The following is a 24,174-nucleotide window of genomic DNA, read 5'->3' on the forward strand; positions in this document are numbered from 1 at the left end:
ACGGGTCACGCGCGCGGCGCGAACGCGTCTCGCCCTGCGCGGGCGCTCTCGGTCGCTCGTCTGTTACGCGCCGACCGGTTCGACGCCGATCGTGACGGTCACGCCTTCGACGTCCCACTCCTCGACGAGCGCCCAGTCGCCGTCGGACGCCAGTTCCTCGCCGTCGACGAACTCGCGGGTCCGCGTCTCCTCGGCGACCACGTCGCGGTGGCGGTCGACGAATTCGGCGATGCGGTCGTCGGCGACGTCGACGTACGTGTCGATCTCGGCGTCGACGTCGAGTTCGAGTTGCTTGCGCATCTCCTGAATCCGCCGGACGACGTCGCGAGCGTAGCCTTCGGCCTCGATCTCGTCGGTGAGTTCGGTGTCGACGTAGACGGTGCCGTCGTCGAACGCGGCGCCCGAGATGTGCGCCGGCGGTTCGGCCTCGTACTCGACCATCTCGTCGGTGAGGTCGTAGGTCTCGCCGTCGACCTCGACGCCGGCTTCGACTTCCGCACGCGTCTTGCCCTGCACGGCCTCCATCACCTTCTGGGCGTCCGCGCCGAACTCCGGCCCGATGACGCCCATCTGGGGGTCCGCGCGCTCGACGAGTTCGTCGAACTCCGAGACGACGTCGATCGAGCGGGCGTTGACGCGTTCGGCGAGGAGATCCGAGAGCGATTCGACGGCGTCGGCGACGGCGTCGTCCTCGGTGGCGACGACGACCCGCTGGACGGGCCAGCGGAGCTTGCGGCCGCCCTGCTGGCGCGCGTTCGCGGCCGCCTCCTCGACGTCGCGGAGAACCGCCATCTGCCGTTCGAGTTCGGGGTCGCGCAGCGTCTCGTCGGCGGTCGGGTACGACAGCGCGTGCACGCTCGTCGCCTCGCCGTCGAGGTGCTGGTACATCTGCTCTGCCAGATACGGCGTGAAGGGCGCAAGCAGGCGAATCGTCTCGTCGAGGACGGTCGCGAGCGTGGCGTACGCGCCGCGCTTTGAGGCGGAGTCTTCTTCCTCCCACATCCGCTCGCGGATCGCCTTCACGTAGAAGCGCGAGACGTCCTCGGTCAGGAAGTCGAGCACCGCGTTGAGCGCGTCGCTGACCTCGAAGTTCTCCCAGGCCTCGGCGGCCTCGGCTTCGACGGACTGCAGGCGCGAGAGCACCCACTCGTCGACGACGGTGCGGTCGCCGTCGTCGAGGTCGGCCTCGGCGGGGTCGTAGCCGTCGAGGTCCATATACGGCAGCGGGAAGCGGAAGACGTTCCAGAAGATGTTGAGCGTCGACTGCATCTCGCCCAATCCGTTCCACTCGAAGGAGAGATCGACGCCCTGCTGGTCGTGACTGAGGAGGTACGCCCGCAGCGGGTCGCGGCCGGCGCGTTCGATCGCCTCCTCGGGCGTGACGATGTTGCCCAGCGACTTCGACATCTTGCGGCCGTCCTCGTCGTTGACGAAGCCGTGCATCATCACCTGCTCGTAGGGCGCTTCGCCGACCGCGGCGGTGCCCATTCCGAGCTGGGACCAGAACCACCCGCGGGTCTGGTCGTGGGCCTCGACGATGAAGTCCGCGGGCCACAGTTCCTCGTAGGCCTCGGTCTCGCTCGGGTAGTCGATGGTACCCCACGTCGCGACAGAGGAGTCGATCCAGACGTCGAAGACGTCCGGCACGCGCTCGTAAGTCGTCCCGTCCTCGGTGATCGTCAGCGGATCGACCGACGGGCGGTGGAGGTCGATCTCGTCGGGGTCGATGTCCTGATCTGCGCGCTCGGCGAGCTCCTCGCGCGTGCCCACGACGATCCACTCGCCGTCGTCGGCCTGCCAGATCGGGAGCGGAATGCCCCAGTAGCGCTGCCGGGAGATGTTCCAGTCCGGCGCGTCGGCGACGAAGTCGCGGAAGCGGTTGTCGCGCGCCCACTGCGGGTACCACTCGGAGTCGTCGATGTTCTCGAGCAGTTCGTCTTTGATGTCGGTGACGGTGATGAACCACTGGTCGGTCGCGAGGAAGATGATGTCCGTGTCACACCGCCAGCAGTGGCCGTACCGGTGGTCGTGCGTGCCCGAGGCGAGCAGCGCGCCCGACGCATCGAGGTCGTCGACGATCTGGTCGTTGGCGTCGCGGACGAAGGTGCCGGCGTAGTCGCCGGCCTGCTCGGTGAACTCGCCGCGACCGTCGACGGGAACGTACACGTCGAGGCCGAGTTCCTGCCCGCGAGCGAAGTCCTCTTGGCCGTGTCCGGGCGCGGAGTGGACGAGGCCCGTGCGGTCGGCTTCGACGTAGTCGGCCGTGTAGACCTGACCTGCGCCCTCGAAGTCGGCGTACGCGTTCAGGTGCGACTGGAGAGGGTTGTCGTAAGCCCAGCCGACCAGATCCTCGCCCTCGTACTCGTCGACGACCTCGTAGTCCTCGTAGCGGCCCTCCTTCAGGACGTCCTCGACGCAGGGTTCCGCGACGTAGAGGACTTCCTCCTCGCCGTCCTTCTCGGCGCGGACGGCCTGATAGGTCATCTCGCCGTCGACGGCGACGAAGGTGTTCGCCGGGATGGTCCACGGCGTCGTCGTCCAGATGACGAGACTTCCCTCTCGATCCTGCAGCGGGAACTTCACGTAGATCGACGGGGAGGTGATCTCATCGTACTCGACCTCGTTGGCCGCGATGGCGGTCTGACACCGCGGACAGTAGTTCACCGAGCGCTTGCCCTGCTCGACGAGACCGCGTTCGTCGACCTGCTGGAACGCCCACCAGGCGGCTTCCATATATTCGGGCGAGATGGTCTCGTAGGGGTCGTCCCAGTCCATCCAGACGCCGATCGACTGGAAGTCCTCGTCCATCGCCTCGCGGTTCCGCTCGGCGAAGTCCTTGCACTCTTCGATGAACGACTCGATGCCGTACTCCTCGATGTCGCGTTTGGTCTCGAAGCCGAGTTCCTCCTCGACTTTCACCTCGATCGGGAGCCCGTGCATATCGTAGCCCGGGCGGTCGGTGACGCGGTGGCCGGTCATCCGCTTGTAGCGGATGATGGCGTCCTTCAGCGTCTTGTTCCAGGCCGTGCCGAGGTGCATCTGGCCGGAGGTGTACGGCGGGCCGTCGACGAAGAAGAAGGCGGGGTCGTCGGCGTGGGCCTCCTTCGTCGCCTCGTAAGCGTTGGTGTCGTCCCAGTACTCCCCGACCGCGGATTCGACCTCCGCGGGCGTGTACTGGTCGTCGACTTCGTCCATACAGAGGGAGTACCAGCGAATGTATATGAAATCCGTGGAACCGCGGCGTACGGTCGGTTCTCCGAGTGGGCGGAGCGCGACGGTTACGACTCGGCTCGGACCGTCATCTCGGAACGTAGCGCGCCGGTCTCCTCGTCGTAGACGGGGAGGCGGACCCGCCGGGGCGTCGCCTCGGCGCTGTACCGAACGACTGTCGTCGCGATCACATCTTCGGATTCCGGTGGCATATCGAGTGCTTCCGGATCCCGCGACGCTCGCGCCATCGGCGCTGTCACCGTCCGCCAGCTGGTCCAGCCGAGTTCGCCGTACTTGATGGTCGGGGCGACCTGGTAGGCGTCGACCCGCGGCATCCGCACCTCGTAGAGCAGGATGAAGTTCGAGGAGTAGTCGGTGTTTCGAAGTTTGTTGTCGAACGTGCGTTCGTTCGTCGGATACTGATCTGTAAAAATCGCCGACACGTCCGACGGCTTCTCGGGAGCGAGCGCGGCGTGGCGGGTCGCGTCCCCGGACGCCGAGAGGCCGTCGGTGAGCCACGGTTCCGACGCGGGTGAAAGACCATCGTGGCGATGTCCATTACGACGCGGTCGCTCATCTCTCGGCGCACCGCGCCAGTGCATCCCGAGAGAGCGGTCATCGACAGGGCGGCGGCCGACGCGGTCGCCGAGAGGAGGGCTCTGCGGTTCACGGACGGACCTCCCGGGGGCATCAACATATTTCCGTGGGTCCGACCGTGACCGAATTGGGCCAGTCCGATGGGCGATGGGCTACTGCTCGCGCCGCTCTGCGGTTGTCACACCGATTGCACCGCGAGGCGAGCGAATGCGAGCCGAGCGGCCTTTTTCCCTCCAGGTTTTTGCGCGGTGGGTTCCCGCAGCGGCGCGACGCGCTGCGACGCGCCGCGAGGAAACCCACCGTGGAAAAAGGTGGCTAGAAATCAGGCAGATCGTCGGGCGCTTCGTACTCTGACTCCCAGGTGATGTAGTCGTCTTTCAGCACCTCACAGACGGTCTGTCCGAGTTCGGTCAGGCCGGCATTGATGCTTGAGACCGTCTTCCAGGAGGTGATCTCGGGGTGTAGTTCGCGCTCCTTCCAGTCTTCGGGGAGCCCCGGGGCGTGATACCCTACGCGGTCGGCGAAGTCGTCCCAGAAGAAGTCGAAGTGCGAGAGCATCTCGAGGTCGAGGACGATCGCCCACTCGTCGGCGGTCACGTCGGTCTCGGCAGACCACTGCTCGAAGGCGTCCGCCCACGCGCCGTCGCGGAGGAGTCCTTCGAGGTCCGCGCGCCGGTAGTCGGTGTCGCCGACGACGTCCGCGTCCTCGTACTCGTTCGGGTCGACGGCGTCTTCGAGTTCGGGCACCGGAGGGGTCTCGACGGTGAGGGTCATAGCGGGGCCTTCGAGTTCTGTCGGGATAAGGGTACGCGGACGGACCGATGCCCAGCAGACGGCCCGGGTGGCAGTCCCACTGTCGGATACGAACCTGTGGCATATGTTGCTACCCGGAGGGTGAGGAATCGATCTATACAGGTTCCTGACCGTGTCAGCGATCGTCGCCGAAGTCGTCAAGATCGTCGAAATCGTCGAAGTCGTCGGGCTCGTCGGGGACGTCCTCGTCGCGTCCCTCGCCGAAGTCGAACCGATCCGGCGGCTGTCCGGCTTCGTCGAGGACCGCGTCGGACACTTCGATCGGACAGTCGACGCGGACCGCGAGCGCGACCGCGTCGCTGGGACGCGCATCGAAGACGAACCGCTGGGGCTCGCCGTTGTCGTACCGCTCGGCGTCGATCTTCGCGTAGAAGGTGCCGTCGGCGATGTCGTCGATGCGGACCTTGTCGATCGCGCCGCCGAACTCGGTGAGCATCTCCACCAGGAGGTCGTGTGTGAGCGGTCGCTCGAAGGACTCGCCGGCGATGGCGAGTTGGATCGCCCGGGCCTGATCGGCCGTGACGACGATCGGCAACAGTTCGGACCGCGCCGCGACCACGACCGCGGGGATGTTGTCGCCGTCCGCGTCGACGCCGACGGCGATACCCTCGACCTCGCCCGGGTGATTCATACCTGCCTCTTGTAGGTCAGGGTACGAATACTTACGGGAGACGTTCTTCGGGGCAGGGGATCGAGGGTGCGAGCCGCGCCGTCGCGCCGCTATCGCTGGCGGACGAACCAGACCGCGAACCACGTGAGGAGGACGGTGAGCCCGCCGAGGAACACGAGTAGCCCTGGCGGGAACCCCGAACTGGCGGCCGTCTCGGTCGCGATCCGGGTCGATTCAGTCGTCTGGACGGACACGCCTCCGTCGGCCCCGCCGGTTTGCGCGCCGAACGGGAGGCCCTCGATCGCTACCTGCGCGAGGATGCTCGCGACCCCGACGACTGCGACGCCGCCGAGCAGTCGCTTGAGCGCCGCCGAGAGGCCGGCGGTTTCCTCGCCGTCGGCCGCGACGACCACGAGCGGGCGGTTTGCGGGCGCGTATACGTTCATCTCGCGGCCTTTCTCCGAGTACGCCGTGTCGACGACTTCGACGGCGCCAGCGTCTTCGAGCCGCTGGATGTGATACTGGACGTTCTGCAGGGACGTATCGACCGCATCCGCGAGGGCGGCGGGGTTGGTCGGCTCCTCGTGGAGCGTCGAGAGAATCTGCCGTGCGGTCCCCGAGGAGAGCGCCGACAGCAGGTCGTCGGCATCGTCGTCGTCGAGTCCGACGACGCGCGGCGAGGCGTCGACGTCGGGCTCGGACTGGGAGGGCAAGAGACGAGCCATCGTGCGCTCGTAGAACGCAGACCGATACAAAGGTGTTGCCTGTGCACCGTGGTTCGACAGACGGCTCCGCAATACACTTGCATCCCGGTGTCGTATCACCGAGTATGTACGTCCGGGACGCCAAAAATCGCGACGAGGTCTGGCTACTCGACAGGATCGAGGAGGCCGAAATCGACGATCCCGCGTTTCGCTCCCGGGACTACGTGATCGCGCTCGACGAGGAGTCCTCTCGTAAGGCCGGCTTCGGACGCATTCGCGTGCACAAGACGGAGGCCGGCAACTTCTGTGAACTCGCGTTCGTCTACACGCTCCCGCCGTGGCGACAGCAGGGCGTCGCCGCGCACGTCATCGAGCGACTCGTCGCCGAGGCGGGCGACGAAGGCTACGAGACGGTCTACACGTTCACGCGCCAGCCGTCGTACTTCACGCCGTTCAACTTCGAGCCGCTAGAGTCCAGCGACCTTCCCGAGCCGGTCGCGTCCCGGCTCGAAACGGTCAGAGCAGAGCGCGGCGACGAGGTCATCGCGATGCGCGTGCACGCGGATGACTTCACGGTCCCCGAGGAGTATCGCGAGCGATTCAAGAACGCCTCCCCGGCCGACGAACCCGAAGACGGCGAGGTCCCCGTCGAGGAGACGGCCGAGGACTTCGGGATCGATCCCGACGAAGCGACCTACAAGTACGACACTGGTAGCTGAGCCCCGTCTCGCCGAGCGGGGGGTGCCCGTTCTCGTCTTAGGTCCGACCGTCGAGGAAGTCGGTGCTGAAAACGAGGTACGCCAGGACCGTACAGAAGAGGATCGGCGGGAGGAGCGCGAACGCCCACAGCGGCTCGATTCCCCAGCCGAGGAGCAAGACGACGTTTCCGAGCCCGATCGCGAGAAACGGCGCGACGGCGAGGGCTGCTCGCTTGCGGTTTTTGTTCCCGGTCTCCGATTGGAGCGGCGCGTTCGGATCGAACTCCTCGTCGGTCGCCGCGGCGTCCGCGCGGTCGTCGGCCGACGTGGTTGAAGCCATACTGCGCTGTCGGGACTGCAGCGACAAAAGCGCCGCGCTGTCTCTCGCACGTAGAGGCCGCTCGTCAGCGTAGAGGCCGCTCGTCAGCGTAGAGGCCGCTCGTCAGAGATGGTCCTCGATGCGGCGCTTAGCGGTGGGCGTCCGGGTCTCCAGCGTCGGCCTCCGCACGGGAGGCGAGTTCGACGAGGCCGAATAGCACGGCGAGGACGAGCGTCGAAACGACGATCCCGTAGAGGGCGACCGCGCCGGGCGTCAGCGGAATCGTCACCGAGGTGCCCAGAACGGCCGCCTCGGAGGCCGACTCCGCGCCGTTACCGCCGACGAGCAGACCGACGCCGCCCGAAATCGCGACGATCGTCGCGCCCAGCGCCAGCATAATTCGTCGGCCGAGTCCGGGCGTCCCGGCGTCCGCCGTCTCGACGCCCGAGTCGGGCGCGTCGCCGCCTCCCTCGGCGTCAGTGTCTGTATCCGAGTGCACACGCTCGCTACGGCCGGGAGCGGCTTTTCACTTGCCCTTTGACGTGTCGACCGCTGACGGCCCTCGCGGACGGTCTCCCGCGGACGACAACGTACAAACGCCCCCCGGCCGAACCGCCGGGCGATGACAGACGACCTCGTCGAACGCGCTCGCGACGCGCTCGCAGACGCCTACGTCCCGTACTCGGAGTATCGGGTCGGCGCGGCGCTCAGAACGGCCGACGGCACCGTGTACGTCGGCTGCAACATCGAGAACGCGAACTACTCGAACAGCCTCCACGCCGAGGAAGTCGCGATCGCGTCGGCGGTCCGAGACGGCCACCGAGAGTTCGACCGGATCGCGGTCTCCTCCGGCGCCCGCGACGGCGTGACGCCGTGTGGGATGTGTCGCCAGACGCTCGCGGAGTTCGCCGACGCGGACCTCGAAGTCGTCTGCGACGAGGGCGGCGACGACACGTCGACGTACACGCTCGGGGAACTCCTGCCGAACACGATCTCGCTGGAGACGCTCTCTGCGGCCGCAGAGCAGCGGGAGAGAGAGGGTCAGCCCGACGACGCCGACGACAGCGGCGGCGACACCGATCAGTAGCGGGCTTTTCCCGAACCCAGCCGACAGTATATTTTCGATGCGCCCGGGAGAGTACCTATGAGCGACAGCGAAGACCCGAACGACGAGGTCCAGTATCACGTCGCCGTCGGCCCCGACGACGTCGCAGACAGCGTCCTCCTCCCGGGCAACCCCGAGCGCGTCGACAAGATCACCGCGCTGTGGGACGACTACGAGGAGCGAGCCAGTCACCGCGAGTACCGCACGGCCACCGGGGCCTACGAGGAGACGCCGATCTCAGTCACGTCGACGGGCATCGGCAGTCCGTCGGCGGCGATTGCCATCGAAGAGCTCGCTCGCGTGGGTGCGGACACCTTCATTCGTGTCGGGTCCTGCGGGGCGATTCAGCCCGAGATGGCGGTCGGCGACCTCGTCATCACCTCCGGTGCCGTCCGTCAGGAAGGCACCTCGAAGGAGTACGTCCGCGAGGACTACCCGGCCGTCGCGGACCACGAAGTCGTCGCCGCGCTCGTCGCCGCCGCCGAGCGGTTGGGCCACGACTACCACGTCGGGCTGACGATGAGCGCCGATTCCTTCTATGCGGGACAGGGTCGCCCCGGCTTCGAGGGGTTCCGCGCGGCCGGCTCGGAGACGTTGGTGCAGGAGCTCCAGGAGGCGAACGTGAAGAACATCGAGATGGAGGCCGCTGCGCTTCTCACCGTCGCGAACGTCTACGGGCTCCGCGCCGGGGCTGTCTGCTCCGTCTACGCGAACCGCGTCACGGGTGAGTTCCGAGCGGAAGGCGAATCCCGCGCGGCGGAAACCGCGAGCCTGGCCGTCCACCTGCTCGCGAAGATGGACGAGGCGAAGCGCGAGGCCGGCGTCGACCACTGGCACCCGGGGCTTTCCATCGAGTGATCGACGCTGCCTCCCACGTGAACCCGAGCCGCATTCCGCAGTTCCTTTATCGGATGCCGCCGCAGAAACGCCTATGAGTACGCAGGTCGTCGTCGTCGGTTCCGGCTACGCGGGTGCTGGTGCCGTCACGCGTCTCGAAGAAGAACTCGATCCGGGGACAGACCTCACGTGGATCTCAGAGCACGATTACCACCTCGTCCTGCACGAAGTCCACCGCTGTATCCGCGATCCTAGCGTCGAATCGAAGATCGCGATCCCGATCGACGACATCAAATCGCCGTCCACGGAGTTCGTCAAAGGCCACGTCACCGACGTCGACGTCGACGAGCGCGTCGTCGAACTCGAAGACGACGAGATCGAATACGACTACCTCCTGCTCGCGATCGGATCGAGCACCGCCTTCTTCGGCATCGAGGGGCTCAAAGAGCACGCCCACGAACTGAAGAGCCTCGACGACGCCCGGTCGATCCACGCGGACGTAAAGCAGGCCGCAGAGGAAGCCTCCCGCGACGACCCCGCGGAGATCATCGTCGGCGGGGCCGGCCTCTCGGGAATCCAGACGGCCGGCGAAATCGCCGAGTACCGCGACGAACACCGCGCCCCGATCGACGTCACGCTCGTCGAGGGCCTCGACGAGGTCTTCCCGGGCAACGACCCGGAACTCCAGGGCGCGCTCCGCAAGCGACTGGAGGATCTCGACATTGAGATCCTCACCGGCGACTTCATCTCGAAAGTCGACGACGAGGTCGCCTACCTCGGCGGCGGCGAGGACGAAGAGCCCGAGGAACTCGCCTACGACACGCTGATCTGGACCGGCGGCATCACCGGCCACGAGGAGGTTCACGGCGTCGATCTCGATCAGGACGAGCGCTCCCACCGCGTCTTCGCCGACGCGGACTTCCAGACCTCGGACGAGCGCGTCTTCGCACTCGGCGACACCGCGCTCGTCGAGCAGGGCCCCGACTCCGTCGCGCCGCCGACGGCGCAGGCCGCCTGGCAGGCCGCCGACGTCGCCGGCGAGAACGTCGCTCGCGCCGTCGCCGGCAAGCCGCTCAAGACGTGGCGTCACGACGACAAGGGGACGGTCGTCTCCGTCGGCGACGACGCCGTCGCTCACGACGTCAAACTGCCCGTCCTCGGGAGTTTCCCGGTGAGCGTCTTCGGCGGACCGGCCGCACGAAACCTCAAGAAGGCGATCGCCGCACGCTGGATCGCCGACGTCGCCTCGCCGCGCCACGCGATCGACGCGTGGGACAGTATGTGAGAACGGCTGCAGAGACTCTCTCTTGACCGGGGACGGGCTCCACCTCACCCGTCCGTTTTTCTCCTCGTACTCTCGCTTCGTCGCTGCTCGCGAGCAGCGGCGCTGTTCGGTGGGACACAGCGAAGAACGAGGAACCGAGAGGGTTACTCAGAATTGGAGAGAGCCGACGGAGTCGCAGCCGTGACGTACTCTCAGTGCGACGCTTCGCCGACGGGCGCGCGCATATCCTTGATGCGGAGGATGAGGATGTTGCCCGTGTCGTCCTTGCCGTCGACGACGCCCTCGATCACGAGTTTCGAGAGCGGTGTCGGACCGACAGTCACGTCGTCGCCTTCGTGGAAGTCACGGACCGAGCCCTGAACGTGGATCTCGGCGCGGCACAGTTCCGGGTGGTGGACCGACGAGAGGTCGATCTCGTCGACGTTGACGTTCTCGACTTCCTCGCCGTCGTGGAACAGCGGGACGAACGCCGGCTCGTCCATCTGGTTCACGTCGAGCGCCTCGTAGGCGTTCGCCGTCGGCTTGTAGCCACCTTTCGGGCCAGGTACGCCTTCGACGAGCTGGAGGGCTTTGAGGCTCTGCATCTGGTTCCGGATCGTCCCGGGGTTGCGGTCGACTTCAGCGGCGATGTCCTCGCCCTTTACCGCGTCTTCGCTCTCGCGGTGAAGGTTGATGAGTGCGGTCAGGATAGTTTTCTGACTGGACGTCAGCTCAATCGATGACATATCCAATCGTTCGCCGCATACGGTCTTAAATCCGGTGGATGGATGGATACAGTGTGAAACAGTCTCCCGATTTTCTTCCGATTCAGGCGCGTTCGTCACGTTTTTCTGCTCGTCCGACGCCGCCCCGTCGGCAGTGGGTCTCCCGCTGACCGATCCGGTACCGCTTTGTGAATCCTCGTTCGTGTGATCGGTATGGAAGATCAACGGATCCTCGTGACTGGGGGTGCCGGATTCATCGGCTCGAATCTCGCGAACCACCTGGCCGAGCGGAACGACGTCGTCGCCGTCGACGACCTCCACCTCGGGACGCCCGAGAATCTCGACGACGGGGTCGAGTTCGTCGACGCGAGCGTCCTCGACGACGACCTGCCCACCGAGGACGTGGACGTGTTGTTCCACCTCGCGGCGTACTCCTCGTATACGATGGCCGAATCCCACAAGCGCGAGGCGACCCGCGTGAACGTCGAGGGCTTCGTCAACGCCGTCGAGCAGGCCCGCGAGGACGGCTGTGAAACCGTCGTCTACGCCTCGACGTCGTCGATCTACGGCTCACGGACCGAGCCCTCCCCCGAAGACCTCCCGGTCGAGGCGCGCACCTGCTATGAGGCCTCGAAGCTCGCTCGCGAGAAGTACGGCGAGTACTTCCACCACCACTACGAGATGACGCTGGCCGGCCTGCGCTTTTTCTCCGTCTATCAGGGCTACGGCGGCGCCGAGGAACACAAAGGCGAGTACGCCAACACGGTCGCGCAGTTCGCCGAGAAGATCGCGAACGGCGAGCGGCCGAAAGTGTTCGGCGACGGCTCCCAGACGCGGGATTTCACCCACGTCGACGACATCGTCCGCGGTATCGAACTCGCGGCCGAGCACGAACTCCAGGGCGTCTACAACCTCGGCACCGGCGAGAGCTACACCTTCGACACGATGATCGGGATGATCAACGACGAACTCGGGACCGACGTCGACCCCGAGTACGTCGAGAACCCACTCGACGTCTACGTCCACGACACGATGGCAGACAGCACGAAGATGCGTGAGGCGACCGGCTGGGAGCCCCAGATCTCCTTCGAGGAGGGCGTCGCCCGCGTCTGTGAACCGTATCTGGAGTAAGCGAGGATCAGGATAGCAACGCCAGGCGTAAGGTGGCAGCGACGCCTACGGTCGACGTATGACGACCGTTCGTATCATCGGCGCGCCGACGGACTACGGCGCGAACCGACGGGGCGTAGATATGGGTCCCTCGGCGATCAGGTACGCCGGACTCGCCGAAGAACTGGAACGCACGGGAGTCGACGCCGTCGACGACGGCGACGTCCTCGCGCCGCACGCCGAAGAACGCGACCCGGACGCCGAGACGCTCCCCTCCGGACGAGCGAAGTTTCTCCGCGAAACCCGTGAAGTCGTGACGAGCCTCGCGGATCGCGTCGAGGGGTCACTCGCGGACGGCGAGGTCCCGCTCGTGCTCGGCGGCGACCACTCGGTCGCGATCGGTTCTGTGACCGGATCCGCACGCGGTGCCGAGATCGGTGTCGTGTGGTTCGACGCCCACGGCGACTGCAACACCCCGGAGACGTCGCCGTCGGGGAACGTCCACGGGATGCCGCTGGCGGCCGTCCTCGGCATCGGCGAGTTCGCCGACGTGGCGTGGGCCAACGCGAGCGGACTGCGCCCCGAAAACGTCGCGATCGTCGGGCTTCGCGACGTCGACGAGCGCGAACGCAAAGCGATCGCAGAGACCGACGTGACCACCTTCACGATGTCCGACATCGACGAACGGGGGATCACGAACGTCGTCGACGATGCGCTCGACGTAGCCACCACTGGAACAGACGGTCTCCACGTGAGCCTCGATCTCGACTGGCTCGATCCCCGTGAAGCGCCGGGCGTCGGGACTCCCGTTCGCGGCGGTGTCACGTACCGCGAAGCCCACTCGGCGCTCGAAGCGGTCGCCGACCGCGACTCTCTCCGCTCGCTCGAACTCGTCGAGATCAATCCGATTCTCGACGAACGCAACGAAACGGCGTCGCTCGCGGTCGAGTTGGCGGCGAGCGCGCTCGGAAAACAGATCCTCTGACGCTCTATGCGACGGCACCGCACACCGGATTTCCGGTGAACCGTCGGCGAGATGACCGCTCGCCCTGAACGCCGCTATTCGGCTTCGGTATCGGCGTCAGCGACGGCGTCGGCCTCGGCTTCGTCGTCCAGTTCGTCCTCCGCATCCGCTGCGAAGTGTACGTCGACGCTCGCGACGGCGTCGCCGGCGTCGAGATCCATCACGATGACGCCCATCGTGTTTCGGCCCACGATGGAGACGTCTTCGACGGGCGTCCGGAGGATCTGCCCGTCGCCGCTCATCACGAACAGGTGGTCGCCGGGGCCGACCGTCTCTAACTCACAGACGCGGCCGTTGCGGTCGTTCGTCTTGATGTCGATGAGGCCCTTCCCGTTCCGGGACTGTCGGCGGTACTGTCCGACGTCGGTCCGCTTGCCGTAGCCGTTCTCGGTGACGGTGAGGACCCACTCGTGGCGGTCGGGTTCGACGGCCGCCAGCGCGGCGACCTCGTCGCCGCCCTCCAGGTCGATCCCGCGGACGCCGCGGGCCGAGCGGCCCATCGACCGGACTTCGTCCTCGGCGAAGCGGATCGCCATTCCGTCGCGACTCGCGAGGATCAGATCCCGACTCCCGTCGGTGACTTCGACGTCGGCGAGAGCGTCCTCGTCGTCGAGTTTCGTCGAGATGATCCCCGTCGAACGGATGTTCTGGAACTTCTCGACGCTCGTCCGCTTGACGTACCCGTTCCGGGTCGCCATCGTGAGGTACTTCTCCTCCTCGGATTCGATCTCGGCGGTGTTGACGACGGCCGTGATCTCCTCGCCGTCGTCGAGATCGAGCAGATTGACGGCGGACTTCCCGCGGGCGGTGCGGGACATCTCTGGCACCTGATAGGTCTTCAGCTGATAGACCTGGCCGTGGTTGGTGAAGTACAGCAGATAATCGTGAGTGCTCGCGACGTACACCGAGGAGACCCGGTCGCCTTCCTTCAATTCGGTGCCGATGATCCCCTTCCCGCCGCGGTGCTGGGCGCGGAAGCTGTCCAGCGGCATCCGCTTGATGTAGTCGTCCTCGGTAACGACGACCACGACGTCCTCCTCGGCGATGAGGTCCTCGTGTGTGACCGTGCCGGTGTCTTCGATGATCGACGTCCGCCGGTCGTCGTCGTATTCGTCTTTGATCTCCGACAGTTCGTCTGTGACGACGGCGTCGAGTTCGTCGGGGTCCTCGAGGATCGTTTCGAGGCGCTCGATCCGTTCTTGGACCTCCCCGTACTCGGATTCGATCTCGTCGGCTTCCATCGCGGTGAGCGAGCCGAGCTGCATCGCGACGATGTGGTCGGCCTGTGCTTCCGAGAAGTCGAAGGACGGCAGCGGCTCGCCGTCAGCCTCGACGACGTGCTCGCCGCGCAGTGCGGCTTTCGCGTCGTCACGGCTCTCGGAGTTTCGGATGACGGAAACGACGTCGTCGACGTTCTCTAGAGCTTGCAGTCGGCCTTCGAGAATGTGTGCGCGCTCTTTTCGCTCGTCGAGTTCGTACGCCGAACGGCGACGGACGACGTCGCGCCGGTGCTCGACGTACTCTGCGAGCGTCTCTTTCAGCGTGAGGACCTTTGGTTGGCCGTCGACGAGCGCGAGGTTGATGACGCCGAACGTCGATTCGAGGTGGTGTTCCAGCAGTTGGTTTTTGACGATCTCGGCGTTGGCACCGCGCTTGAGCTCGACGACGACGCGGATACCGTCGCGGTCGGACTCGTCGCGCAGATCGCGGATGCCCTCGATCTTCCCTTCGTTGACGTCGTCGGCGATACGTTCGACGAGCCGCGCTTTGTTCTCCTGATACGGGAGTTCGGTGATGACGATTCTGTCTTCCTGGACCTCGAACTCGGCACGGACGCGGACCCGACCGCGACCCGTCTTGTACGCCTTGTGGATCGCGTTGCGGCCGACGATGTTCGCGCCGGTCGGGAAGTCCGGTCCCTTGACGTACTCCATCAGATCCTCGACGGTGGCGTCGGGGTTCTCGATGAGGTGAGTCGTCGCGTCGATCACCTCACCCAGGTTGTGCGGTGGGATGTTCGTCGACATCCCGACTGCGATCCCCGAAGAGCCGTTGACCAGGAGGTTCGGGAACGCCGAGGGCAAGACCTCGGGTTCCTCCAGCCGGTCGTCGTAGTTCGACTGGAAGTCGACGGTGTCCATCTCGATGTCGTCGAGGAGTTCCTCGGCGATGGGAGCCATCCGCGCCTCCGTGTACCGCATCGCCGCCGGCGGGTCGCCGTCGACGGAGCCGAAGTTCCCCTGGCCGTCGACGAGCGGGTAGCGCATCGAGAAGTCCTGCGCCATCCGTGCGAGCGTGTCGTAGATCGCCGAGTCGCCGTGCGGGTGGTAATCACCCATCGTCTCGCCGACGATCGAGGACGACTTTCGGTGCGAGGAGCGGGCGGTGATGCCCGACTCGTGCATCGCATAGAGGATGCGCCGGTGGACGGGTTTGAGGCCGTCCCGGACGTCCGGGAGTGCCCGCCCCGCGATGACCGACATCGCGTAGTCGATGTAAGACTGTTCCATCTCCTGTTCGATCCGTGCGGTCTCGACCTCCGCGGCGATGCCCGCCCCGGGATCGAAGGCCTCTGGTGCGTCAGAACTCATCTATATGTCCACCCATTCGGCTTCGGTCGCTCGGTCTTTGATGAACTGCTTGCGCGGTTCGACGGCGTCGCCCATCAGCACGGAGAACATCTTGTCCGCCGCAGCGGCGTCATCTACGGTGATCTGCTTGAGAACCCGGTTCTCGGGGTTCATCGTCGTATCCCAGAGCTGATCGGGGTTCATCTCACCGAGGCCCTTGAACCGCTGGACCTGCGTGGGGTTGCCGTTGCACTTCTCTTCGATGATGCGGTCGCGTTCGGCCTCCGTCATCGCGTCGTAGGTCTCCCCGCGGTAGCGGACGCGGTACAGCGGCGGCTTGGCCGCGTAGACGTAGCCTGCTTCGACGAGCGGCCGCATATGGCGATACAACAGCGTCAGAAGCAGCGTCCGGATGTGTGCGCCGTCGACGTCGGCGTCCGTCATCAGGATGATCCGCTCGTAGCGGACGTCCTCGATGTCGAACTCCTCACCGACACCCGCGCCGATCGCGGTGATGAGCGCTCGCACTTCGTCGTTCTCCAGCACGCGGTCGAGCCGGTGTTTCTCGACGTTCAGGATCTTCCCTTTGATCGGGAGGATGGCCTGGAAGCGGCGGTCGCGGCCCTGCTTTGCGCTACCGCCCGCGGAGTCGCCCTCGACGACGAACAGCTCGGACTCGGCGGGGTCGCGGCTCTGACAGTCCGCGAGTTTGCCCGGCAGCGACGTCGACTCCAGCGCGGACTTCCGGCGGGTGAGTTCCTCGGCCTGCTTCGCGGCCTTGCGGGCCTTCGCGGCCTCGACCGCCTTACTGACGATCGCTGTGGCAGTGTCGGGATGCTCCTCGAAGTACGTCCCCAGTTTCTCGTGGGTGACGGATTCGGTGATCCCGCGCACTTCGCTGTTGCCGAGTTTCGTCTTCGTCTGTCCCTCGAACTGTGGATCGGGGTGTTTGACGGAGATGACTGCTGTCAGTCCCTCGCGGACGTCCTCGCCCTTCAGGGAGTCGAGGTCGTCCAGCAAGTCGTGCTCGCTGGCGTAGTCGTTGACGACGCGGGTCAGCGCCGTCTTGAAGCCGGTGAGGTGGGTGCCGCCCTCGCGGGTGTTGATGTTGTTCGCGAAGGCGTGAATCGAGCCCTGCAGTTCCTCTGTTGCCTGCAGCGCCACTTCGACCTCGATGTCGTCCTCACTGTCTGCGTAGTAGATGACGTCGTCGTGGAGGACGGTCTTCGTCTCGTCGAGATAGCGGACGAACTCGCGGATACCGCCCTCGTAGCAAAACTCGCGGGAGCGGCCCTCGGGGACGGTCTCGTCGTCTTCGTCACCGACGGCGCCGGGTTCTTCGACGAGTCGGATCTCGACGCCGGAGTTGAGGAAGGCGAGTTCGCGAAGTCGGTTTTCGAGCGTCGAAAACTCGAAGTCGACCGTCTCGAAGATGTCCTCGTCGGGCCAGAAGCGAACGGTCGTGCCCGTCTCCTCGTCATCGCCGAGGTCGCGGACGCGCTCGAAGGCGCCCGCCTCGGGTTCGCCGTGGTCGAAACTGTCTCGCCAGAGCGCGCCGTCGCGCTTGATCTCGACTTCGAGGCGGCTCGACAGGGCGTTGACGACGGAGACGCCGACGCCGTGGAGCCCGCCGGAGACCTGGTAGGATTTGTTGTCGAACTTCCCGCCGGCGTGGAGAACGGTCATAATGACCTCGACGGCAGGGCGATCGTACTGCTCGTGGGTGTCGACCGGGACGCCTCGGCCGTTGTCGGAGACCGACACCGAGCCGTCGTCGTGGAGCGTGACTTCGATGTGGTCGCAGTACCCCGCGAGCGCTTCGTCGATCGCGTTGTCGACGACCTCGTAGACGAGGTGATGTAACCCTCGCGAGTCCGTCGACCCGATGTACATCGCCGGGCGCTTCCTGACGGCTTCTAAGCCTTCGAGGACCTGAATCTGCCCGGCCCCGTACTCAGTATCGCGTGACATTGAACGTGTCTTCGTTAAGCTACCTCCATTCTTAAACCCTCGCACGCGCGGGCGCGAAACTACGTATGATACCACGCCTCGGGAGAGCAGTTTCACAGATCGCTCGATCGAGCGCACCACGGCGGTCAGTAAGGGCATCCTACTGGGGCTGATACTGTCGGACAGAACTGTGTGAAGCGTATCGGCACCCTGTGGGTGCCAACACAGTTCACGAACTGCTGTCCGACAGTATGAGACCGCGTGCCGACCTCGATGAACCGACAGCGCAAAGGCGACCCCGCGGCTACGAGCGGGTATGAGCGACGCCGAGGACGAGCCGCTGAAGCCCAGCGACGTCGGCGACGAGTCGAACGCCCCGCCGATCTCCGAGAAGCCCTACAAGATCATCTTCGAGGGGAACAAATGCATCGGGGCCGGCCGCTGTGCGGAGGTCGCCGACAACTGGGAGATGGACATCAAATCCGGTCTCGCAAATCCGAAATCGTACTTCATCGGCGAGGACGAACTCGAGGAGAACATCCGCGCTGCGGAGGTCTGCCCCGGGAAGAAAGACAAAGGCGTCATCCACGTCGTCGACCGCCGGACCGACGAGGAGATCGCACCGGATCCGCACGGCGACGGGACGCTCAGCGTCGACTGGTAGGTGAACGTCGACGTGCGTTCCGCCCGACAGGCGAAGCGAAACCACTAACCGGCCGTCCGCGGAATGCCCGCTTGCGCGGGGGTGGCTGAGCTAGGCCAAAGGCGGCGGACTTAAGATCCGCTCCCGTAGGGGTTCGTGGGTTCAAATCCCATCCCCCGCACTGCGTGTCCGAGCGTTAGTGAGGACCGCTCGTTTACGGTGGGATTTGAATCAGGGAGCAACTTCGTTGTGACCGTGGTTCAAATCCCATCCCCCGCATTGTGTGTCCGAGCGGCAGCGAACGGCCTGTTTCTATCGTGGAGTTGGACAAGGGAGCACAGCGGTCGTGGGTCAACTGTTCCCGGACCCCGGTTGGAGGTGTTCTCTGAACTACTAAGTCACGGACCTCCGAACGACCGGTATGAACCGGCGCACGGTAATTCGGAGTTTACTCCCTGTTGGGATTGCAAGCCTGGGGGGTTGTGCAGGGCAATCTGGTTCACAAGAAACTGCAAGTGTCTCCGATTCGGAGGCCGGCGAGATACCAATAATTCAGATCAATCCGAACAACCCACGCGTCGGGACACCTGTTGCGTTCACCGCAAACATTGAGGACGGTAGCAGCTACTTTTATTTCTGGGCGTTTGGCGAGGGAGTAACGATCGAGGGTCGGGGGCGCTCTACGACACGAGCATTCGACGGGGCGGGTAGTCACGTGGTCAAGCTATTAGTAGTCGATCCGGATGTCGTCGAGACACATCTGGGGGGCGATCCTTCACGGGCAGATACGTTCGGCGATGTTACTGGCAAAGCAGACTATAGTAGCAACTACGCCCAGCACTCGACCGTCGTAAACGTCGAAGAACTCCCGAGAGAGCAGTTGAATATCGAGACCGGATTCGTGAACATATACCTCCGGGGGAACCGTCGGAACGTGTCAGCGGATGAGCCGGCACGGCTGGAGTTCAGTGCGTCGAACCTCGCCGGCGAGAGACGCCTCGTCGTCGTATTACTCCTGCAGGTGCCCACTGGGTTGGCTGTCCGTGGGACCTCTTTCGACGAGGGAAGTGGCCAGTACACGACACGATACGAGGTCGGTCCCGGGGGAACGAAAGGTGAGTCTATCGAACTCGTCGCGAACGAAAGCGGACGGTACCGCATTCGTGGCCGCGCAGTGTACTACTTCGATGACGCTCCCGACGAGAGAACGAGCAAATCTACAAAGCTGACGCTGAACTTCAGACAGTAAACGACGACTGAACCGCCGCCCACGACGTCGTATGCGTTGATTCAATCCTCGCTTGAGGCTGTCTGCCCCTCACGGCCCTCCGCACTGCTCATTGCTCTGCGGGCGACGTCCGAACCGTGAGGACCGGCACGTCGGAGTGCTGAACGACGCGCTCTGCGACGCTGCCGAGCAGGACGTGCGGGAGGCCCGTGCGTCCGTGCGTGCCGAGGACGACGAGGTCGACGTCGTTCTCGTCGGCGTACGCGAGAATCTCCTGATGCGGCGTCCCATACTGGACCGCGGTGACCGCGTAGATACCGACGTCGACCGCTCGGTCGTGAATCTCCGCGACGGAGGTTCGCCCGGCTTCCTCTACCCCTTCTTGAACGGACTGGCTGTGCGCGTCGAGCGGAACAGTTGAGGTGTCGACGACGTGGAGAACGTGCAGCGTCGCTTCGCTCAACCGCGCGAGGTGGATCGCGTGTTCGACCACGCGCGCCATCCCGTCGCTTCCGTCGGTCGGGACCAGAATGGTGTCGTACATCACCGCTAGTTCGTCGGGTGCACACTAAGGTAGTGAGTCCGTACGGATGCTGAGGAGGGGCTACGGTTGCTCCCGGGGGTACGGCTACTCACGGGGCCACGGCAGGTCACTGCGTCGTATCGCGCGCCGTCGAACCCCGGTCGAATCTCCGACAGGGGTAAAAACCACGGTGCGGTAGAAAGACCAATGAGTCAGGAAGCGGCCGAGAAGGGTCGCGTCCGCGTCGTCGGCACTGCGCACGTCTCCGAGGAGAGCGTCCGCGAGGTGGAAGAGACGATCAAGGCGGAACGCCCCGACGTCGTCGCCGTCGAACTCGACGAGGGACGATACCGGCAGATGAAGGGCGGCGAGCCCGACGATATCGAGCCCGGGGATCTGCTCCGCGGCAACACGGTGTTTCAGTTCATCGCCTACTGGATGCTGTCGTACGTGCAGGCGCGCCTCGGCGAGGAGTTCGACGTGACGCCCGGCGCGGATATGCTCTCGGCGGTCGACACCGCCGAAGAACACGGAATCGACGTCGCGCTCGTCGACCGCGACATCAACGAGACGATGCAGCGCTTCTGGTCGCAGATGGGGATCGTCGAGAAACTCCGGATGGTGGGCGGCCTCGCTTTCGGTATCGGCGACAGCCGCGGCGTCGGTCTCGCCGCGGGCGTCGTCCTCGGTGTGATCTTCGGCCCGCTGGTGGCGATCTTCGGCGGGAGCGTCGGCATCGGGCTTCCGCTGCTCTCGCGTGTCACTGGCGGCGTCATCCTCGCAGTCGGCGTCGCAGCCGCGATCTGGACGTTCGGCGCGTCGCTTCTCTCCGCCGAGGATCGTCTCGTCGCAGCGCTGGCCGCGGGCGTCGCAATCGGCGGTATCGGCGGCGTCGGCTTCGGTCTCGCCGCACCCGCCGTCGATCTCCTGGGATCGTTCGTCGTGCGCGTCGTCGGCAGTATGGCGGTCGGCATCGTCGGCGGCGTCCTCGTCGGCGGCGTGCTCGGGCAGTTCGCCTCGACGTTCGGCTACGGAGAAGTCGAAGACGTCGAGGAGTTCGATATGTCCGAGATGACCGACACCGACGTCGTGAGTGCGATGATGGAGGAGTTCCGGCAGTTCTCGCCCGGCGGGGCGGCAGCGCTCATCGACGAGCGCGACGCGTTCATCGCGCACAAACTGGTCGCGCTCCGGCAATCTGGCGCGAACGTCGTCGCCGTCGTCGGCGCGGGCCACCGCGAGGGGATCGAGCGCTACCTCGAGCACCCCGAGGAACTCCCGCCGATGTCGTCGCTGACTGGGACGGACGGCGGCGGCGTCCCCTGGGCGAAAGTCGTCGGGACGGGCATCTCGCTCGTCGTGGTCGGGTTCTTCGCGTTACTCGCGCTCTCGTCGGCCGGCAACGACACGCTCTTGCGACTGTTCGGCGCGTGGTTCCTCGTCAACGGTCTCTTCGCGGCAGGGCTCGCGAAGGCGGCGGGCGCGCGGTGGTCGTCCTCGCTCGTCGGCGGCGCGGTCGCGTGGATGACGTCGATCAATCCATTCCTCGCGCCGGGGTGGTTCACGGGCTACATCGAACTCCAGCACGACCCCGTGAACATCTCCGACATCGGCACGCTCAACGAACTGCTCGCCGACGAGGAGAAACCGATTCCGGACCTGATGAACGAGATGTTCGCCGTGCCGCTGTTCCGCCTCATCGTCGTCGTCGCGGCGACGAACATCGGCAGCATCGTCGCCTCGGCGCTGTTCGTCGCGTACCTGCTCCCGCTGTTCGCGCTCGATCTCGGGGGGGCGGCGGGCGTGACCCAACTGCTCTTCGAGGGCGCGAAGAACGGCTGGGAGATCCTCTGGAACGCGATCGGGTGACGTGACGTCCTGTGAGTCCGCTCGCGCGGATCGCCTTTCGGGGCCGTCCATATTTCGGCCCGCTCACTGCAACCCACAAGGGCCAACACCCCACGCCCCGTACGCCCAGTCGGAATGAACACGTCTCGAATCTCCTTCAGCTCGAAGGAGCTGCAAGATCTGGCGCTGGCGTGGATCGCCCTCGGCGTCGCCTTCGCCATCTTCTTCGCCGGTGGTGGCCAGCGCGCAGTCGCCGGCATTCTACAGGGCGGCGTCGTCGCCCCCATCCTGCTCAGCCTCTTGACTGCTGGCGTCGGCTTTCTCCTCCACGAAATCGCCCACAAAGTCGTCGCCGTCCGTTTCGGCCAGGTCGCAGAGTTCCGCGCGGACTACGGAATGCTCTTTCTCGCCGTCGTCAGTTCGCTCGCCGGCTTCATCTTCGCGGCTCCCGGCGCGGTCTATCACCGCGGTCGACTGACTTCCCGCGAGCACGGCCTCATCGCGATCGCCGGCCCCGTAACGAACGCCCTTCTCGCCGTCGTCTTCCTGCCGGTGTTCTTCGTCGGCGTGCTCGTCGGCTCCGACTTCCTCGCACTCGCGGGGTCGCGCGGACTCACGATCAATCTCTTCTTGGCGACGTTCAATATGCTCCCGTTCGGCCCGCTCGACGGGAAGACCGTGCTGAACTGGAGTAAAACCGTCTTTGCGGGGTTCTTCGTGCCCTCGCTGTTGCTGACGATCGGCGCGTTCGTGGTCGGATTCGGGTTCTGACCCGGCGGCAGCGTCCGACAGTCACTCGGCGCTCGACGCTGGCTCGTGGCCGTGCCCGAGTACGAACGCGAGCACGTTGAGAGCGACCAGCCCGGCGAAGAGGAGGGCTTCGCCGCCGGTCAGGCCGCCGAAGATGAGCGGGAGGTACGTGAACGGCAGTACGATGGCAGCCCAGAAGCTCGCCGCCGCCGTACTGCGGAGGCCAGCGCGAGTAGCTGCACCGACGACACCGAGACCGCGACGGAGGGCGTCGCGCGCGAGGGTCGGTTCGAGAGAGTGGGGGACACTGGACATCTGTGTTTCCTCACTTCCTCGTAGAACTGGCACCCATATATAACGCGACGAGCGTTCAGTCGTTTCGTGACCGTTTACCGGGGTTCGAGGACGTTTCAGGGACGTTTTATGAGCTATCCAAAAGCGCTTAGACCGTTCATACTCTGATATGTGGGCGTATCTCCAGGTAGCTACTCCCGCGATCGCGGGTGTCGGTATCGCAGTGACGAGGACATCGGGTGGACTCTCTCGTCAAGTGCTGGCCCGCCCGGAGACCGGACGTATTTTCTTGCCCCGACGCGGGCATTCGGATATGACTGACGACGACTCGGGAGCGGATCCGGATGGGAACGCCGAGCCCGAATCTGACGACGAGGAACTGACGTACGCCGAAGCGGGCGTCGACATCGAAGCGAGCGAGGCCGCGACGGCGGCGCTTATCGGCGCGGTCGGCGAGAGCGAGGGCGACTACGCCGGACTACTCGATATCGGCGACCGATACCTCGCACTCGCCACCGACGGCGTCGGGACGAAACTGCTCGTCGCGGAAGCGCTCTCGGACTACTCGACGGTCGGTATCGACTGCATCGCGATGAACGCAAACGACCTCGTCGCGGCCGGCGTGCGCCCGGTGGCGTTCGTCGACTACCTCGCAGTCGACGACCCCGACGAGACGTTCGCCGAGCAGGTCGGCGAGGGCCTTCGGGCCGGCGCCGACGAGGCAGACCTCGAACTCGTCGGCGGCGAGACGGCCGTGATGCCGGAAGTCATCCGTGGCCTCGACCTCGCGGGGACCTGCGCCGGCCTCGCCGCGAAGGACGCCATCTTCCCCGGCGAAGCGGACCCGGGCGACGCACTCGTCGGCTTCCGGTCCTCGGGCATTCACTCGAACGGCCTCACGCTCGCCCGCACGGCCGTCACGCGCGGCCACGAGTACACTGACGCCTGCCCGTTCGACGACTACGACACGCTTGGCGAGGCGCTGCTGGAACCGACCCAGATCTACACGCACCTCCTCGATCCGATGCGCGAACACGACGTCCGCGCCGCCGCGCACGTCACCGGCGGCGGGTGGACGAACCTCGAACGGATGGGAGACTACCGCTACGTCGTCGAGGACGCCTTCGACCCCCAGCCGGTATTCGAGTTCGTTCAGTCCGAGGGCAACGTCTCCGACGAGGAGATGCACCGGACGTTCAATATGGGCACGGGCTTCGTCTGCGCGCTCGCACCCGAGGACGCCGAAGCGCTCGCCGACGCCACCGACGGACGCGTGATCGGCCGCGTCGAGGAGGGTCAGGGCGTCTCGATCCGCGGTCTCGAACTCTGATCGCGACTCGATTCCACTATCT

At 65.5% G+C, this 24,174-nt stretch carries 23 protein-coding genes and 1 tRNA gene; 12 read left to right on the forward strand and 12 right to left on the reverse strand.

Annotation, left to right across the window (positions count from 1 at the left end; all coding sequences use genetic code 11):
- Positions 1-63: 63 nt before the first annotated feature.
- The 5 genes from ileS to D3D02_RS12865 all read right to left on the reverse strand — a co-directional run bounded on the left by ileS (position 64) and on the right by D3D02_RS12865 (position 5,955).
- On the reverse strand, positions 64-3,195 hold the full coding sequence (ileS, locus tag D3D02_RS12845; protein ID WP_121570399.1) for an isoleucine--tRNA ligase: 3,132 nt from the start codon (positions 3,193-3,195) through the stop codon (positions 64-66).
- An 83-nt stretch (positions 3,196-3,278) separates the two neighbouring features.
- Complete coding sequence (locus D3D02_RS12850; RefSeq protein WP_121570400.1) at positions 3,279-3,812, reverse strand: hypothetical protein; 534 nt, start codon at positions 3,810-3,812, stop codon at positions 3,279-3,281.
- Positions 3,813-4,122: 310 nt separating this feature from the next.
- Positions 4,123-4,581, reverse strand: coding sequence for a hypothetical protein (locus tag D3D02_RS12855; protein WP_121570401.1), 459 nt, complete (start codon positions 4,579-4,581; stop codon positions 4,123-4,125).
- A 154-nt stretch (positions 4,582-4,735) separates the two neighbouring features.
- Positions 4,736-5,251: a bifunctional nuclease family protein gene (locus tag D3D02_RS12860; RefSeq protein ID WP_121570402.1), complete on the reverse strand. Its 516-nt coding sequence runs from the start codon at positions 5,249-5,251 to the stop codon at positions 4,736-4,738.
- 89 nt (positions 5,252-5,340) lie between these two features.
- The gene (locus tag D3D02_RS12865) at positions 5,341-5,955 is read right to left on the reverse strand and encodes a winged helix-turn-helix domain-containing protein (RefSeq protein ID WP_121570473.1); all 615 of its coding nucleotides are present in this window, start codon (positions 5,953-5,955) and stop codon (positions 5,341-5,343) included.
- A gap of 104 nt (positions 5,956-6,059) precedes the next feature.
- Between D3D02_RS12865 and D3D02_RS12870 the strand changes: the two genes are divergently transcribed.
- A complete protein-coding gene (locus D3D02_RS12870) occupies positions 6,060-6,653 on the forward strand; it encodes a GNAT family N-acetyltransferase (RefSeq protein ID WP_121570403.1) in 594 nt (197 codons plus the stop codon).
- 37 nt (positions 6,654-6,690) lie between these two features.
- On the opposite strand, the gene D3D02_RS12875 is transcribed toward D3D02_RS12870, so the two are convergent.
- Together D3D02_RS12875 and D3D02_RS12880 are read right to left on the reverse strand one after the other, a co-directional pair.
- Positions 6,691-6,972, reverse strand: a complete 282-nt coding sequence (locus tag D3D02_RS12875; protein WP_121570404.1) for a hypothetical protein — start codon at positions 6,970-6,972, stop codon at positions 6,691-6,693.
- Positions 6,973-7,099: 127 nt separating this feature from the next.
- The gene (locus D3D02_RS12880; RefSeq protein ID WP_233560652.1) at positions 7,100-7,450 is read right to left on the reverse strand and encodes a hypothetical protein; all 351 of its coding nucleotides are present in this window, start codon (positions 7,448-7,450) and stop codon (positions 7,100-7,102) included.
- A 123-nt stretch (positions 7,451-7,573) separates the two neighbouring features.
- Here D3D02_RS12880 and cdd point away from each other — a divergent pair, with 123 nt between their 5' ends.
- From cdd to D3D02_RS12895, 3 genes are all read left to right on the forward strand, one after another.
- Positions 7,574-8,038, forward strand: a complete 465-nt coding sequence (cdd, locus tag D3D02_RS12885) for a cytidine deaminase (protein ID WP_121570405.1) — start codon at positions 7,574-7,576, stop codon at positions 8,036-8,038.
- Between the two features lie 57 nt (positions 8,039-8,095).
- The gene (locus D3D02_RS12890; RefSeq protein WP_121570406.1) at positions 8,096-8,914 is read left to right on the forward strand and encodes a nucleoside phosphorylase; all 819 of its coding nucleotides are present in this window, start codon (positions 8,096-8,098) and stop codon (positions 8,912-8,914) included.
- 73 nt (positions 8,915-8,987) lie between these two features.
- Complete coding sequence (locus D3D02_RS12895) at positions 8,988-10,178, forward strand: NAD(P)/FAD-dependent oxidoreductase (RefSeq protein ID WP_121570407.1); 1,191 nt, start codon at positions 8,988-8,990, stop codon at positions 10,176-10,178.
- Positions 10,179-10,369: 191 nt separating this feature from the next.
- Here D3D02_RS12895 and D3D02_RS12900 read toward each other — a convergent pair whose 3' ends face one another.
- On the reverse strand, positions 10,370-10,903 hold the full coding sequence (locus D3D02_RS12900; RefSeq protein ID WP_121570408.1) for an Rrf2 family transcriptional regulator: 534 nt from the start codon (positions 10,901-10,903) through the stop codon (positions 10,370-10,372).
- A gap of 192 nt (positions 10,904-11,095) precedes the next feature.
- Here D3D02_RS12900 and D3D02_RS12905 point away from each other — a divergent pair, with 192 nt between their 5' ends.
- Both D3D02_RS12905 and rocF read left to right on the forward strand, forming a co-directional pair.
- The gene (locus D3D02_RS12905) at positions 11,096-12,013 is read left to right on the forward strand and encodes an NAD(P)-dependent oxidoreductase (protein ID WP_121570409.1); all 918 of its coding nucleotides are present in this window, start codon (positions 11,096-11,098) and stop codon (positions 12,011-12,013) included.
- A gap of 58 nt (positions 12,014-12,071) precedes the next feature.
- Positions 12,072-12,977, forward strand: a complete 906-nt coding sequence (gene rocF, locus D3D02_RS12910) for an arginase (protein ID WP_121570410.1) — start codon at positions 12,072-12,074, stop codon at positions 12,975-12,977.
- 74 nt (positions 12,978-13,051) lie between these two features.
- Here the strand turns inward: rocF and gyrA are convergent, their stop codons facing one another.
- Complete coding sequence (gyrA, locus tag D3D02_RS12915; RefSeq protein ID WP_121570411.1) at positions 13,052-15,607, reverse strand: DNA gyrase subunit A; 2,556 nt, start codon at positions 15,605-15,607, stop codon at positions 13,052-13,054.
- Positions 15,608-17,557, reverse strand: a complete 1,950-nt coding sequence (gene gyrB / locus D3D02_RS12920; RefSeq protein ID WP_121570412.1) for a DNA topoisomerase (ATP-hydrolyzing) subunit B — start codon at positions 17,555-17,557, stop codon at positions 15,608-15,610.
- Between the two features lie 295 nt (positions 17,558-17,852).
- On the opposite strand from gyrB, the gene D3D02_RS12925 reads away from it, so the two are divergent.
- The 3 genes from D3D02_RS12925 to D3D02_RS12935 all read left to right on the forward strand — a co-directional run bounded on the left by D3D02_RS12925 (position 17,853) and on the right by D3D02_RS12935 (position 19,428).
- Positions 17,853-18,200, forward strand: coding sequence for a ferredoxin (locus D3D02_RS12925; protein WP_121570413.1), 348 nt, complete (start codon positions 17,853-17,855; stop codon positions 18,198-18,200).
- A gap of 75 nt (positions 18,201-18,275) precedes the next feature.
- A tRNA-Leu gene (locus D3D02_RS12930) sits at positions 18,276-18,360 on the forward strand.
- A gap of 240 nt (positions 18,361-18,600) precedes the next feature.
- The gene (locus D3D02_RS12935) at positions 18,601-19,428 is read left to right on the forward strand and encodes a PKD domain-containing protein (RefSeq protein ID WP_121570414.1); all 828 of its coding nucleotides are present in this window, start codon (positions 18,601-18,603) and stop codon (positions 19,426-19,428) included.
- Between the two features lie 88 nt (positions 19,429-19,516).
- Here D3D02_RS12935 and D3D02_RS12940 read toward each other — a convergent pair whose 3' ends face one another.
- Positions 19,517-19,951: a universal stress protein gene (locus D3D02_RS12940; RefSeq protein WP_121570415.1), complete on the reverse strand. Its 435-nt coding sequence runs from the start codon at positions 19,949-19,951 to the stop codon at positions 19,517-19,519.
- 186 nt (positions 19,952-20,137) lie between these two features.
- Here D3D02_RS12940 and D3D02_RS12945 point away from each other — a divergent pair, with 186 nt between their 5' ends.
- Entirely contained in the window at positions 20,138-21,799 is a 1,662-nt protein-coding gene (locus tag D3D02_RS12945; protein ID WP_121570416.1) for a TraB/GumN family protein, read from the forward strand.
- Between the two features lie 114 nt (positions 21,800-21,913).
- Positions 21,914-22,549, forward strand: coding sequence for a metalloprotease (locus D3D02_RS12950; RefSeq protein ID WP_121570417.1), 636 nt, complete (start codon positions 21,914-21,916; stop codon positions 22,547-22,549).
- A 21-nt stretch (positions 22,550-22,570) separates the two neighbouring features.
- Here the strand turns inward: D3D02_RS12950 and D3D02_RS12955 are convergent, their stop codons facing one another.
- Positions 22,571-22,843 (reverse strand): hypothetical protein, encoded by a 273-nt coding sequence (locus D3D02_RS12955; protein ID WP_121570418.1) that lies wholly within the window; start codon positions 22,841-22,843, stop codon positions 22,571-22,573.
- A gap of 292 nt (positions 22,844-23,135) precedes the next feature.
- Between D3D02_RS12955 and purM the strand changes: the two genes are divergently transcribed.
- Complete coding sequence (gene purM, locus D3D02_RS12960; protein WP_121570419.1) at positions 23,136-24,152, forward strand: phosphoribosylformylglycinamidine cyclo-ligase; 1,017 nt, start codon at positions 23,136-23,138, stop codon at positions 24,150-24,152.
- Positions 24,153-24,174 lie beyond the last annotated feature (22 nt).

The organism is Halobellus sp. Atlit-38R (assembly GCF_003665925.1).
GTDB classification, from domain to species: Archaea; Halobacteriota; Halobacteria; order Halobacteriales; family Haloferacaceae; genus Haloquadratum; species Haloquadratum inordinatus.

Excerpts from the sequence above, each read along its gene's own strand:
- gyrB (WP_121570412.1), bottom strand. The coding sequence starts at position 17,557 with ATGTCACGCGATACTGAGTACGGGGCCGGGCAGATTCAGGTCCTCGAA.
- D3D02_RS12925 (WP_121570413.1), top strand. The coding sequence starts at position 17,853 with ATGAGCGACGCCGAGGACGAGCCGCTGAAGCCCAGCGACGTCGGCGAC.
- D3D02_RS12890 (WP_121570406.1), top strand. The coding sequence starts at position 8,096 with ATGAGCGACAGCGAAGACCCGAACGACGAGGTCCAGTATCACGTCGCC.
- D3D02_RS12875 (WP_121570404.1), bottom strand. The coding sequence starts at position 6,972 with ATGGCTTCAACCACGTCGGCCGACGACCGCGCGGACGCCGCGGCGACC.
- D3D02_RS12940 (WP_121570415.1), bottom strand. The coding sequence starts at position 19,951 with ATGTACGACACCATTCTGGTCCCGACCGACGGAAGCGACGGGATGGCG.
- D3D02_RS12865 (WP_121570473.1), bottom strand. The coding sequence starts at position 5,955 with ATGGCTCGTCTCTTGCCCTCCCAGTCCGAGCCCGACGTCGACGCCTCG.
- D3D02_RS12905 (WP_121570409.1), top strand. The coding sequence starts at position 11,096 with ATGGAAGATCAACGGATCCTCGTGACTGGGGGTGCCGGATTCATCGGC.
- D3D02_RS12950 (WP_121570417.1), top strand. The coding sequence starts at position 21,914 with ATGAACACGTCTCGAATCTCCTTCAGCTCGAAGGAGCTGCAAGATCTG.
- D3D02_RS12895 (WP_121570407.1), top strand. The coding sequence starts at position 8,988 with ATGAGTACGCAGGTCGTCGTCGTCGGTTCCGGCTACGCGGGTGCTGGT.
- rocF (WP_121570410.1), top strand. The coding sequence starts at position 12,072 with ATGACGACCGTTCGTATCATCGGCGCGCCGACGGACTACGGCGCGAAC.
- purM (WP_121570419.1), top strand. The coding sequence starts at position 23,136 with ATGACTGACGACGACTCGGGAGCGGATCCGGATGGGAACGCCGAGCCC.
- D3D02_RS12945 (WP_121570416.1), top strand. The coding sequence starts at position 20,138 with ATGAGTCAGGAAGCGGCCGAGAAGGGTCGCGTCCGCGTCGTCGGCACT.
- D3D02_RS12900 (WP_121570408.1), bottom strand. The coding sequence starts at position 10,903 with ATGTCATCGATTGAGCTGACGTCCAGTCAGAAAACTATCCTGACCGCA.
- gyrA (WP_121570411.1), bottom strand. The coding sequence starts at position 15,607 with ATGAGTTCTGACGCACCAGAGGCCTTCGATCCCGGGGCGGGCATCGCC.
- D3D02_RS12850 (WP_121570400.1), bottom strand. The coding sequence starts at position 3,812 with ATGCACTGGCGCGGTGCGCCGAGAGATGAGCGACCGCGTCGTAATGGA.
- cdd (WP_121570405.1), top strand. The coding sequence starts at position 7,574 with ATGACAGACGACCTCGTCGAACGCGCTCGCGACGCGCTCGCAGACGCC.
- D3D02_RS12935 (WP_121570414.1), top strand. The coding sequence starts at position 18,601 with ATGAACCGGCGCACGGTAATTCGGAGTTTACTCCCTGTTGGGATTGCA.
- D3D02_RS12870 (WP_121570403.1), top strand. The coding sequence starts at position 6,060 with ATGTACGTCCGGGACGCCAAAAATCGCGACGAGGTCTGGCTACTCGAC.
- D3D02_RS12855 (WP_121570401.1), bottom strand. The coding sequence starts at position 4,581 with ATGACCCTCACCGTCGAGACCCCTCCGGTGCCCGAACTCGAAGACGCC.
- D3D02_RS12860 (WP_121570402.1), bottom strand. The coding sequence starts at position 5,251 with ATGAATCACCCGGGCGAGGTCGAGGGTATCGCCGTCGGCGTCGACGCG.
- D3D02_RS12955 (WP_121570418.1), bottom strand. The coding sequence starts at position 22,843 with ATGTCCAGTGTCCCCCACTCTCTCGAACCGACCCTCGCGCGCGACGCC.
- ileS (WP_121570399.1), bottom strand. The coding sequence starts at position 3,195 with ATGGACGAAGTCGACGACCAGTACACGCCCGCGGAGGTCGAATCCGCG.